The sequence below is a fragment of the Burkholderia sp. S-53 genome, assembly GCF_025560745.1.
Lineage (GTDB): Bacteria > Pseudomonadota > Gammaproteobacteria > Burkholderiales > Burkholderiaceae > Burkholderia > Burkholderia pyrrocinia.
Genome location: NZ_CP090484.1, coordinates 694,857 through 707,047 on the forward strand (window position 1 = coordinate 694,857; position 12,191 = coordinate 707,047).

Below are 12,191 nucleotides of genomic sequence, written 5' to 3' on the forward strand. Positions count from 1 at the left end.
TGTTCAACGCTCACCACTGGAACGCTATCGCACATCATCATGAACGCAAGCCAACTCTTTCAACAAGCAACTGAAATCGTCAGCAACTGCGCGCTCTGTTTTGTATCTTCGAACGACGCGTCCGGTCAGATCAACTCCAGAGTCGTCGAGGTTCTGGAGATCGGGCCGGACCTCACGATTCGTTTCATGACCGACTCGAGAACGCGCAAAGCGTCGGAGATTCGCCAGGGGAAGACGATCAGCCTGTCCTTCCTCAGCATGGCCGACCGGGGATACGTCACGATCGGAACTGTCCCGGCCGTCTCCGCGGAGACGGCGCTGAAGCAACGCATCTGGAAAGAATCACTGCGCACCTGGTTCCCCAACGGGCCGGACGATCCTTATGTGGTGACCGTTACCTGCGAGCCCGCCTGGGTTGAACTGTGGTCGCGCATGCGGGGGATTGCGCCTGATCCGCTGGGCCTCAACTCGGTTCGGCTGACTCGGAAGGATGGCGACTGGCACGCCGGGCATACGTTCCCGACCGATCGCGAACCATTGCATCCTTGACCGCCCGCTCGACGCGGCGAGCAACGCGTCGATCGTTGCCCTGTGGTGGCAAGTCCTGATCGCCGGCGTTCGATGCGGTCGAGACGTGTCACGACTTCACCTTTTATGCACGATACGCAATATTGCTCATCGTGCAAATCACGAGGGATCGAATGACGAGCAATGGCAAGGAACCCGTCGTCGTGATCGGCGCAGGCCTGGCCGGCCTGGCTGCCGCGCTGACGCTGGCACGCAATGACAGGCCCGTCGTCGTACTGGAGGCTTCGGACGAAGCCGGCGGCTGCTGTTCCACCACGACGGCCAACGGGTTCACGTTCAATAACGGCGCGATGTATGTCGCGGTACCCTCGCTCATTCGCGCGTCGTTCCGGCGCCTCGGTCTCGACTTCGATCGCGAGGTTCCGCTGGTGGCCATCGAACGGCCTCACGTTACGCATCTGGAAAATGGCACGGCAGTTCATCTGTCCAGCGCCGACACGTCATATGTGGAAGGCGACAGCGAGGATTCACGGACACGGCAACTGCGTGACGGCCTTGGCAGGCTCCAGCAGCAATGGGGGCCCCTCTACCGCACGCTGGTCGATGAAGTTCTGCCGCAGGAGCCGTCGCTTCTACGGACGTTGGGCAAACTGTGGCGTTACCTGCCCCGCATGAACGGGCCTGTCAGCCGCCTGATCGCGTCGCACTTCGCCGATGCAGACCTGCAGGCGGCTGTTGCATCGACACTGCTCTACACCGGGCAACCGCCCGATCGCCTTCCGGCAACGCAGATCATCGGCTTGCTGGCCATGCTGGAGGAGGGATTCCATTTGCCTCGCGCAGGCATGGGCGCCATCAGCTCCGCGATGGTGCGCGAACTGTCCCGGAGGTCGGTGCCGATCAGGTTCGGTGCCCACGTACGCGAAATCCTCGTGGAGAACGGGGCCGTTCGGGGCATCGCGCTTGCCGACGGCGAGCGCATCCCGACCGATTGCGTCGTGGCGACGTGTTCAGGTTTCGAAGTGGTCCGCCACCTGTTGCCCGCCCACGCCGTACCTCGGCGGCTAGCGCACAAGGCGCGCGGGGCACCGCTCTCGCATCGCGCGATTTCAATCCAGATCGGCTGCTCCGGCACCGCGCTGCCACGCGCCTTCATTACCAATCATGTTCCCCCGATGCCGCAACAAGCAGCCATGCATGTCTTGACGCCCGGGGTTCCTCACTGGCTCGCCTACACCTGTCCGTCACAGGTGCTGCCAGGGCTGGCGCCAAACGGCAAGGCAGTATTGGAACTGTATGCACCCGCAACGGGAATCCACTCCGCATCGCAATGGACGAGCGCGATGACGCAGGCCGCCGTCGACGACTATCTCAACGCGATACAGGCCCATCTTCCCGGCCTTTGCGTTGAAGACATCCGCGTATCGGATCCGCAGGATTTCGCGCGCGGACGGCATCTGTACGAGGGGGCGCTCTACGGCATTGCGCCAGGCACCACGCCTGACAAGTTCTTTCCGCATCGGACAGGGCTGCGCGGCCTCTATCTCGGCGGACAAACAACGTTCCCGGGGTATGGCGTACCCACGGCAATTCTCTCCGGCGTCCAGGCCGCGGAAGCGGCCGTACAGGACATACGCGCGGATGTGCGAGTTGCGTCTTGCATGACCTCGGGCACGTCGATCCAGTGATGCGGAACGCTTGAGCAGGATCGTCATCCGGGCGTTTCAAACTATCCGGGAGATTCGGTGACAGCCCCAGCGTCGCATGAAGCTGCTGTATCGTAACGGCTTCCGATATTTCCGGGTCTGATGTGCCATATGACTCAGCTCTTTCGCGATCCAGCCTTCTATCAGTTGCTTGCCGACAGCCACGTTCGACTGCTCGGTCGCCCGCTCGTGCCGGCAACCATTCCCGAGAACGACGCAATCGAGTGGCTCTATGAGTGCGCGCCGTTCGCCGTGCTTGCACACAACACCGACCCCGATCCACTCTTTATTTATGCCAACAAGGCCGCCCAGCACCGATTCGGATATAGCTGGGATGAAATCACCCGCCTTCCGTCCAGGCTCTCCGCCGAAGCGCCGAATCGCGAGGAACGGCAGCAATTCCTCGCGCGCGTACAGCGGCTTGGTTATGAGACCGGATACAAAGGGGTTCGCATCACGAAATCCGGCCAGCGCTTCATGATCGAGGAAGCAACCCTGTGGCAATTGCTCGACACGGACGGCAGATTACACGGCCAGGCAGTCGTCATTCCCCGTACACGTGACATCTGATCCCATAGCAGCGCCGCTCGACTTCCCGCGACGACAGCTATCAACCCCATAGCCAGCAGTGCTTTCAAGCATATCGTTAATTCCCGATATATGATTCGCCCATCGACGATACCCGTCTGCCCGACCGAAACATCCGCTCCATCCATGCCGACCGAAATCGACATCGACGCGATCCTGAAAGCGCTCTCGAACCCCGTACGCCGGGAAATCCTCGTCTGGCTGAAAACGCCGGGCGTGCATTTTCCGGCGCAGACGCTGCCGTACGAACACGGCGTCTGCGCGGGCCAGATCGACGCGCGCTGCGGGCTGTCGCAGTCGACCGTTTCCGCGCACCTCGCGACGCTGCAACGCGCGGGGCTCGTGACGTCGACACGGATCGGCCAGTGGGCGTTCTTCCGGCGCAACGAGGCCGTCATCGACGCATTTCACGACGCTTTGCGCCGCGATCTCTAGCCAACCGGCCGTATCGGCCACGCGGACCCGCGTTGCGCATGACGCGACGGCGCGCCCGCCTTTCGTGAAGAGGTTATCTGCCATGCCCACGTTGTTCGATCCCGTTACCCTCGGCGAACTGACCCTGCCGAACCGCATCGTGATGGCGCCGCTCACCCGCTCCCGTGCGGGCGCGACGCGCGTGCCGAACGCACTGATGGCCCGTTATTACGCCGAGCGCGCGTCGGCCGGCCTGATCATTACCGAGGCGACGTCGGTCACGCCGCAGGGTGTCGGCTACGCGGACACGCCCGGCATCTGGTCCGATGAGCAGGTCGAGGGCTGGAAGCAGGTGACGCAGGCCGTGCACGCAGCCGGCGGGCGCATCGTGCTGCAACTCTGGCACGTCGGCCGGATCTCCGATCCGGTATTCCTGGACGGCGACCTGCCGGTCGCGCCGAGCGCGATCGCCGCGGGCGGCCACGTGAGCCTCGTGCGTCCGCAGCGTCCGTTCGTGACGCCGCGCGCGCTCGAACTCGACGAAATTCCGGGCATCGTCGCCGCGTACCGCAAGGGTGCCGAAAACGCGAAGGCGGCCGGCTTCGACGGCGTCGAGATCCACGGCGCGAACGGCTACCTGCTCGACCAGTTCCTGCAGGACAGCACCAATCGCCGCACCGACGCATACGGCGGCCCGATCGAGAACCGCGCGCGCCTGCTGCTCGAAGTGGTCGACGCGGCGGTCGACGTGTGGGGCGCCGGCCGTGTCGGCGTGCACCTCGCACCGCGCGGCGACGCGCACACGATGGGCGATTCCGATCCGGCGGCGACGTTCGGTTATGTCGCGCGCGAACTCGGCCGCCGCAAGATCGCGTTCATCTTCACGCGCGAATCGTATTCGGGCGACCACTTGAGCCCGCGCCTGAAGGAAGCATTCGGCGGCCCGCTGATCGCGAACGAGCAGTTCACGCTCGACACCGCGCAGGCCGCACTCGAGAGCGGCAGCGCCGACGCGATCGCCTGGGGCAAGCTGTTCATCGCGAACCCCGACTTGCCGCGCCGCCTCGAACTCGGCGCGCCGCTGAACAAGCCGGTACCGGAGACGTTCTACGCGGAAGGCGAAACGGGCTACACCGACTACCCTGCGCTGAGCGACGCGGCCTGACGGCCGGGCAGCGCGGGTTCAGGCGCGCACGTCCGCGTGCATGAACACGCGCTGCGTCTCGTCGAGCCCGCGCGCGACGTGATGCGCGCGGATCGCGCGCAGCGTGGCGTCGAGCGATGCGTCGTCGATGATCCGGAAACCGAGGCGCGCGTAGTACGGTGCATTCCACGGTGCATCGCGGAACGTCGACAGCACGACCTGCGCGATCCCGCCCGCCGCCGCGCGCGCGTTGATCGCTTCGATCAGGCGCGCGCCGATCCGCTGTCCGGCATGCGACGGTGCGACATCCAGTTCCTCCAGATACAAGCGCTGCGCATCGAGCAGCCGGTAGAACGCAAACCCGACGCACGCGCCCTGCACATCGACCGCGACAAGCGCGCGGCCGTCGTCGATGCGCGCAAGCACGTCGGCCGTATCGGTCGGCTCGGCATCGGCGATGTCGGTCATGCCGATCTCGCGAAACCGCTGCGCGGCGGCGACTTCCACGGCGGCCATTGCGGCCGCGTCTTCCCGCGTGGCGGGACGGATCAGGATCGATGCAGGCATGGCGGGACTTCAGGCAGGTAGTCTGGAACGGCCGTCACTATAATCGAAACGTAATACGTTTCGAACGCCCCATCCACGAGGTCCGTCGCGCGGCCGCAATGGCCGGCGCGGCGGTGGCGATCGCAACGCGCTGAGCGGCGCGCCAACCACTTCCCCCTTCGCAAGCGCGCGCAAGTCAACGTCCGACCCGCCACGTTGCGCCCCTTTTCCAATGTTTTGCCAGCTGTTCCTATACTTTCTCTAACCGCAGCGCCCAACGACGTTGTCGGCATTCAGATCGCACCCCGATAAAGAAAGCAACGAGCGACGGAGCACCTCGGCCCGTACGGCCGCTTCGCCGCCGCGCGACAGAATCCGGAGGGACAGATGGGACATTCCGCATCCGCCGCGTCGGAGGCCGACCGGCCCGGCATGCCCGGCCCTCACAAGCCAGCCCTCCCGGCGATGGCGCTGGCCGCACTCGGCGTCGTCTACGGCGACATCGGCACGAGCCCGCTCTACACGCTGTCCACCGTGTTCGATCCGGTCAACGGGCTGGCGCTCAACGCATTCAATATCGTCGGGATCGTGTCGTTGATCTTCTGGTCGCTGATGGTGGTCGTCTCGCTCAAGTACGTGGTGCTGATCCTGCGCGCGAACAACCATGGCGAAGGCGGCATCATGGCGCTGCTTGCGCTCGCCGCGTCGTCGGTCGCGACGCGTCCGCGGCTGCGCCGCACGCTGCTCGTCGTCGGTGTGATGGGTGCCGCACTCTTTTTCGGCGACAGCGTGATCACGCCGGCCATCTCGGTACTGAGCGCCGTCGAGGGCCTCGAGGTCGTGGCGCCGGTGCTGAAAACCTATGTGATTCCGGTCACGTTGGCTGCGCTCGTCGCGCTCTTCATCATGCAGAAGCATGGCACGAGCGGGATTGGCGCCGTGTTCGGGCCGGTGATGGTGGCCTGGTTCGTCGTGATCGGCATCGCGGGCCTCGTCAATATCGCCGACGCGCCGGCCATTCTGGCCGCGCTCGATCCGCTGCGCGGCCTCGGCTTCTGCCTGCAGCACCGCTGGCTCGCATTCGTCGCGCTCGGCGCCGTCGTGCTGTCGTTGACGGGGGCCGAGGCACTGTATGCGGACATGGGCCATTTCGGCAAACGGCCGATTCGCGTCACATGGTTCGGCGTCGTGTTCCCCGCACTCGCGCTCAATTACCTCGGCCAGGGTGCACTGCTGCTCGCCCATCCCGGCGCGCTGCAGAACCCGTTCTATCGGCTCTTTCCGCAATGGGCGATCCTGCCGATGATCGTGCTTGCGACCATCTCGACGGTCGTCGCATCGCAGGCCGTGATCTCCGGCACCTACTCGATGACGAAACAGGCGATGCAGCTCGGCTTCCTGCCGCGGATGAACATCGTCTACACGTCGGGCGAGGAAATGGGCCAGATCTACGTGCCCGGCATCAACTGGACGCTGCTCGCCGCGGTGGTCGCGGCGGTGCTCGGCTTCGGCTCGTCCACCGCGCTGGGCTCCGCATACGGCATCGCAGTCACCGGCACGATGCTGATCACGACGGTCCTCACGTTCTTCGTCGTTCGCTACGCATGGCATTACAACTGGCTGCTCTGCGTGCTCGCGACCGCGTTCTTCTTCATGATCGACGCGATGTTCTTCTCCGCGAACCTGCTGAAGATCGTCGAGGGCGGCTGGTTCCCGCTCGCGATCGGCACGGTGGTGTTCACGATCATGGCGACCTGGGGCCGCGGTTGGGAAATGTTGCTTGCCGAAGCGCGCGTGCGCGCCGGCACGACGCCGCTCAAGCCCTACCTGGCGTCGCTGCTCGCGCGCTCGCCGGCGCGCGTGGGCGGCACCGCGATCTTCCTGACGCCGACCCCCGAGGCGGTACCGCATGCGCTGGTCAACAACCTGATCCATAACCGGGTGTTGCACGAGCACGTGGTGTTCGTGACGGTGATCACCGCGGAGGTGCCATGGGTGCCCGACAGCGAGCGCATGCGGGTGCAGCTGCTCTGCCCCGGCTGTCATCAGGTCACGGTCACGTACGGATTCAAGGACGAAGTCGATCTGCCGAAGACGCTCAGCGAGCGCAAGGCGGCCGGGCTCGCGTTCGAACCGGCGGAGACATCGTGGTTCCTGAGCCGCGCGTCGGTCGTGCCGACGCCAGGCCACGGGATGGCGCTATGGCGCGAACGCCTGTTCGCGGTGATGCTGCACAACGTCGGCAATATCTCCGCATTCTTCAAGTTGCCGGCCAACCGCGTGATCGAGGTCGGCGCACGGGTCGAGATCTAGCACGGCTCACGCACCGGAATGCGGATGTCGCGAATCGCATCCGCATTCCGGCGCGAACGCGCTACACGACCAGACACCCTTGCGTCGCCGCGACGGTCACCGTTGCCTCCATGCCCGCCGTAAACCGCAAATAGTCGGCCTCCATCCCGTCGGAAAAAATCACGCCGTTTTCCGGCATCCGCGAACGCAACCGCAGCGGCTCTCCTGCGTCCACGTAGCCGAATACCAGCCCGGCCTTCGACGCCCGGCTCGGAAATGGTTCGCGCACGGCGAAGGTCAGTCGAGGGCTGTCCCACGGTTGCGGGCGGTACTCGACCTCGCCGGCCGATTCCTGTATCGCGTGCGCGACGCCGAGCGACCCCGTCACGACGCTCTTCAGCCATGCGGTCGAACCGAGCCCCGTCGACACGATGATGCCGGACGACGATTGCGACTCGCGCCGCTCGCCCACCTCGATTTCGTAAAGCGCCGACGCATGCGTGCGCGGGCCGATGAACAGGTCGTTGACGGCACGCAGCACCTGCCCGTCCGACAGCCGCGCTTCCGCCATCGTGACCGCCTTCGTCGGACGGCGGCCTCGCGCGACATCGGCCAGCACCGTCCCGAGTGCCGACGGCTCGAACGGCAGCAGGAGACCGTCCCACCGCCCCGGTTCCGGATTCAGGCCGATCAACGGCTGTCCGTCCAGGTACTTCATCGCGTTCGCGACGAGACCGTCCTGCCCGAGCGACACGACGATATCGTCAGCCGCGAAGATGAAGTTCGGCAGATAGCTGCGATCGACGATCTGGTAACGCCCCCAGCTTTCGAGCGCGCGCACGGCAAGCGCCATGCTGCTTGCGTACGCGGCATGCTCGGCGACGTAGTCGGAGAAATCCGCGCCGAGGTGCTCGATGTAGAACTTCGCCTGCGCAAGCGTGTGATGCCGCGCGACCAGTTCGTCGAGCCGCGTGCGGCGCGTCACCAGCACGACCTTGCGAGCGTCGGCGCTCATGACGTTGCCCGCGCGCCGGCGCCTAGCAGGCCCTGCAGCAGATCGGGCGACACATTGAGTTGCCCGATGCGCTCCGCCCGCTCGGCGATGCCGCCGAATGCCTGCGCGATCAACTGGCCCGGCTGCATCCCGGCCGCCGCGAGCGCGCTGACGATGCGCGGATCGGCGTTCTCCAGCGCGTGCATGACGGCGCCCACCCGGTGCGCTTCGGCCTCTGCCAGCGTCCGGCTGTTGTGCGCCTGCCCCGCGACGAACGCCTTGCGCTGGTCCTCGAGCGCGATGTCGGCTGCCATCTGCTCGTCGCGCAGCGCGTTTTCCCGACGCATCAGCGTGGCCTTCGCGTCCATCTGCGTCTCGCGGATCTGCCGCTTCTTCTGCTCGACCGCGATGTCGGTGTCCAGTTCGTTCTGCCGGATCGCGCGCTCGTTCTCGACTGCCGACATGCGGCGCAGATAGATGGCGTCGTCGGCTGCCTTCAGGTTGGATTCGCGCGCTTCGGCTTCGAGCGCGCGGGCAATGTCCGGCGTGGGCTTCACGGCCATTACGGAGGCGCCCAGGATCTCCAGGCCCAGCGCGTCGATTTCGGGCTGGCTCGCGAGCCCCGTCTGCACCGTGTGCGCGATCGCCGCCGACGCGCGCAGCGCTTCCTTCAGACCCAGCGCCTGCACAGCCTGCTGCACGATCACCTCGACCTGCATCGCGACGCGCTCCCCGAGCCGCTTCGGATCCTCCGACACGTACGACCGGCCGTCCTTTCCCAACGAGAAATCCATCATCGCCGCCGTGCGTTGCGGGTCGCTGATGCGATAGGTCACCTGGCCCTGCACCGTCACGCTCTGGAAATCCGCGGTGACGAGCTCGAGGATGAAAGGCCGATCCTGGCTCGCCACCGGCACGGACACCAGCGTCGTCGCCGGCGCGTAGTAGAAGAACGACAGCCCCGCGCCCTCGCGCACCACCTTGCCCGCGCGGAACTGCATCAGGTGAACGGTCGGCTGCGACTTGATGAATCGAATCCCGAACATGGTGGGCTCCTCTTTGAGTTGTACAGTACAACTTGTATGAGTTGCACAATACAACTTAGAATGAGGGCCGTCAAGTTTTGCCGGTTCGCCATGACACAGAAGAAATCCCCGTCCGGACGCCGCGCCGGGCAAGGGCTCGCGTTCCCGCAGCCCTACACGACCGTCGATGTCGTGATCTTCACGGTGCTCGACCACACGCTGCAGGTCCTGCTCGTGCAGCGGCCGGCCGGCGCCGGCGAGCCGTTTCCCGGGCGCTGGGCGCTACCGGGCGGCTTCGTCGACGTGGCCGTCGACGCGACGCTCGAGGATTGCGCGCGCCGCAAGCTGTTCGAGAAAACCGGCGTGAAGAGTCCGTATCTGGAACAGCTCGGCAGCTGGGGCAGCGCGACGCGCGACCCGCGCGGCTGGTCGGCCACGCACGTATGGTTCGCGCTGATCCCTGCCCAGGACGTGACCCTCGCGAAGGGGGCCAATGCCGCCGAGGTCGCGTGGTTCGAGGTCGATGCGGTGGCGCAGACGCACGCACTCGCGTTCGATCACGACGACATTTTCCAGACGGCGGTCGAACGGCTGCGCAGCAAGGTCGAATACACGTCCCTGCCCGCTTTCCTGCTGCCGGAGCCGTTCACACTGCCGCAGCTCCAGCGCATGTACGAGGTCGTGCTCGGGCGGCCGGTGGATAAAAGCGGGTTCCGAACGCGGATGCTCGCTGCCGGGTTCCTGAAGGAAGACGGTCATGTCGCCGGGGAATCGAACCGGCCGGCACTCGGGTATCGCCTCGTGGACCGCGCGACGGTCGTGGTGTTTCCGCGAACGTTCAGCCCGCGTGGTGGCGACTGACGCGTCGAACTCGCCGCCTTCCCCTTTCGAATTGACGCACAGCGCGCCTGAAATCTGCACCGATGCGTAGGGATTCGATCGCGCGGCCTTCCACGAAACGCTCGATACCCAAGCGCTCGCAATCTTCAGCGCGAAGCTCCGCTAACAGCGAAACGCCTTGCGCCAGACGCCCGGCGCCGGCGCATGGTCGTTGCAGTCGATCAGCGCGCGCACCAGCGCCCAATCGTCGTCATCGCAGAAATCGAGCAGCATCGCGCCGCACGGGCCGCGCTGCTCGCGCAATCGTTCGGCCAGTCGCGCATGAATACCCTGCACCTGGCCGTCGCCATGCGCGACCGTCGAAGGATTTGCGCCCATCCCCGTCCCGCTGCAGAAATTGATCGCCCAGCGGCCGCTTTCCGGCGTCGGCAAGTGCGTGAGCAACGTGTCGATCGCGCGCCACTTCCAGCCGATCGACGCGGCCACCGGCACGCGGTATTCGTCCTGGATCACGAACGCGCCGTCGGGATGATCGATCGTGAACGTCTGGTTGTCCGGCCACGCGGTCAGGTCGATGCCGAGCGGCCGGCCGCTGCGAAAACGCCGTAGCAGCACGACCGCGCCGCGCACATCGCCGAGCGCGGGCAACGTGCCGCCGGCATGCCAGCGCAGCCGCGGGTGCCGCGCTCGATGCGCGTCGAACGTCGCATCGAAACTGCGCATGCACGCATGCGCCGGCCACTCGTCCTTCACCGACATCACGATGCATTCGCGCGGATGCGCATCGAGAAAGCGCGTACAGGTTGCCAGCACGTCGTCGAACGTCATGCCGAGCGCGATGCCGCCGTGATGGATGTCGAATGCGTCGCGTACATGCCGGCAGCGGATGTCGAGCAGCCGCACGCCGTGCGCGAGCTGCGCGTCGAGCGGTGCGCGCTGCGTGCGCACGAGCCGATCGTCGACCGTATACGCACAGGTGTCATGACTGCCCGGTAGGGTCAGCGTATGCAGCAGCCGCGCATCGTCGAGCGCCGACATCCAGTCGGCGAGCGGCATGCACGTTTCGTGGCTCGATAGGATCATGAATCGATGAATGACAAGGAAAGAAAACCGTGGGTAACCGCGTCGGATGTCGCGGCGCGGGCCGGCGTATCGCGCTCCGCGGTGTCGCGCGCGTTCTCGCCGACGGCGAGCATCGCACCGCAAACGCGCGAACGCGTGATGGTCGCCGCGCGCGCGCTCGGTTATCAGGTCAACCTGATCGCGCGCGACATGATCACGCAGCGCAGCAGCATGATCGGCGTCGTGACGGCCGGCTTCGAGAATCCGTTCCGCGCGCGGCTGCTGACGGACCTGATGGCCGCGCTCGGGCAGCGCGCGCTCACGCCGCTCGTGACCAATGCGGAAGACCCGCGCCAGGTCCGGCAATCGCTCGAACAGCTGCTCAGCTACCGGATCGCGGGCCTCGTGATGACGTCCGCGTCGCCGCCGCTGTCGGTGGCGCAGCAGTATCTCGAACACCGGATTCCGGTCGTGATGATCAACCGCGACGCGAACCTGCCGGGCGCGGATGTCGTCGTCAGCGACAACGCGGCCGGTGCCGTCCATGCGGCGCAGCGGCTCGTGCGGGCCGGCGCGCGCCGGCTCGCGTTCGTCGGGCCGCGCAGCGCGAGCTACAGCGCGCAGTCGCGCGCCGCGGCGTTCGAGCAGGCGATCGGGCGCGGCGACGCGTTCGACGCGACGCTCGCGCGGGTGCTCGACACACCGTCCGACACGCATGCAAGCGGGATCGACGCCGCGCGGCAGCTGTTCGCGGCCGGCGAGCGACCTGACGGTGTGTTCTGTTCGTCCGACCTGCTCGCGCTCGGCGTGATCGACGTCGCGCGCAGCGAATTCGGGCTGCGCGTGCCGGACGACCTGCGCGTGATCGGCTTCGACGACATCCCGGCCGCCGAATACGATGCGTATCGGCTGACGACGCTGCGGCAGGACACGCGCGGTCTCGCGCACGCGGCGATCGACCTGCTCGCCGATCGGATGCAGACGTTCGACGGCCCGTCGCGCACGCGCGTCGTGCCGGTCACGCAGGTGGTGCGGCATAGCTGCGCGTGACA

Annotated in this window: 12 protein-coding genes; 8 read left to right on the forward strand and 4 right to left on the reverse strand. The window is 66.1% G+C overall.

What is annotated here, in order from left to right:
• Positions 1–39 precede the first annotated feature (39 nt).
• From LXM88_RS25310 to LXM88_RS25330, 5 genes are all read left to right on the forward strand, one after another.
• Entirely contained in the window at positions 40–549 is a 510-nt protein-coding gene (locus LXM88_RS25310; RefSeq protein ID WP_262545270.1) for a pyridoxamine 5'-phosphate oxidase family protein, read from the forward strand.
• Positions 550–701: 152 nt separating this feature from the next.
• Entirely contained in the window at positions 702–2,216 is a 1,515-nt protein-coding gene (locus tag LXM88_RS25315; RefSeq protein WP_262545272.1) for a phytoene desaturase family protein, read from the forward strand.
• Between the two features lie 129 nt (positions 2,217–2,345).
• Positions 2,346–2,804 carry an MEKHLA domain-containing protein gene (locus LXM88_RS25320; protein WP_262545273.1) on the forward strand — a complete coding sequence of 153 codons (459 nt, stop codon included), beginning with the start codon at positions 2,346–2,348 and terminating at the stop codon, positions 2,802–2,804.
• Positions 2,805–2,948: 144 nt separating this feature from the next.
• The gene (locus LXM88_RS25325; RefSeq protein ID WP_262545275.1) at positions 2,949–3,257 is read left to right on the forward strand and encodes an ArsR/SmtB family transcription factor; all 309 of its coding nucleotides are present in this window, start codon (positions 2,949–2,951) and stop codon (positions 3,255–3,257) included.
• A gap of 82 nt (positions 3,258–3,339) precedes the next feature.
• Positions 3,340–4,401, forward strand: a complete 1,062-nt coding sequence (locus tag LXM88_RS25330; RefSeq protein WP_262545276.1) for an alkene reductase — start codon at positions 3,340–3,342, stop codon at positions 4,399–4,401.
• Positions 4,402–4,419: 18 nt separating this feature from the next.
• On the opposite strand, the gene LXM88_RS25335 is transcribed toward LXM88_RS25330, so the two are convergent.
• A complete protein-coding gene (locus LXM88_RS25335) occupies positions 4,420–4,947 on the reverse strand; it encodes a GNAT family N-acetyltransferase (protein ID WP_262545277.1) in 528 nt (175 codons plus the stop codon).
• Between the two features lie 366 nt (positions 4,948–5,313).
• Here LXM88_RS25335 and LXM88_RS25340 point away from each other — a divergent pair, with 366 nt between their 5' ends.
• Entirely contained in the window at positions 5,314–7,239 is a 1,926-nt protein-coding gene (locus tag LXM88_RS25340; protein WP_262545278.1) for a potassium transporter Kup, read from the forward strand.
• Positions 7,240–7,300: 61 nt separating this feature from the next.
• Here the strand turns inward: LXM88_RS25340 and LXM88_RS25345 are convergent, their stop codons facing one another.
• Positions 7,301–8,233 carry a sugar kinase gene (locus tag LXM88_RS25345; RefSeq protein ID WP_262545280.1) on the reverse strand — a complete coding sequence of 311 codons (933 nt, stop codon included), beginning with the start codon at positions 8,231–8,233 and terminating at the stop codon, positions 7,301–7,303.
• Complete coding sequence (locus tag LXM88_RS25350; protein ID WP_262545281.1) at positions 8,230–9,258, reverse strand: SPFH domain-containing protein; 1,029 nt, start codon at positions 9,256–9,258, stop codon at positions 8,230–8,232. Before LXM88_RS25350 ends, LXM88_RS25345 begins: the two co-directional genes overlap by 4 nt.
• 90 nt (positions 9,259–9,348) lie before the next feature.
• Here LXM88_RS25350 and LXM88_RS25355 point away from each other — a divergent pair, with 90 nt between their 5' ends.
• Positions 9,349–10,098: an NUDIX hydrolase gene (locus tag LXM88_RS25355; protein WP_262545282.1), complete on the forward strand. Its 750-nt coding sequence runs from the start codon at positions 9,349–9,351 to the stop codon at positions 10,096–10,098.
• A gap of 141 nt (positions 10,099–10,239) precedes the next feature.
• Here LXM88_RS25355 and LXM88_RS25360 read toward each other — a convergent pair whose 3' ends face one another.
• Entirely contained in the window at positions 10,240–11,160 is a 921-nt protein-coding gene (locus tag LXM88_RS25360) for a phosphatidylinositol-specific phospholipase C (protein ID WP_262545283.1), read from the reverse strand.
• A gap of 6 nt (positions 11,161–11,166) precedes the next feature.
• On the opposite strand from LXM88_RS25360, the gene LXM88_RS25365 reads away from it, so the two are divergent.
• Positions 11,167–12,189: a LacI family DNA-binding transcriptional regulator gene (locus LXM88_RS25365; protein WP_262545285.1), complete on the forward strand. Its 1,023-nt coding sequence runs from the start codon at positions 11,167–11,169 to the stop codon at positions 12,187–12,189.
• The last annotated feature ends 2 nt before the right edge of the window (positions 12,190–12,191 follow it).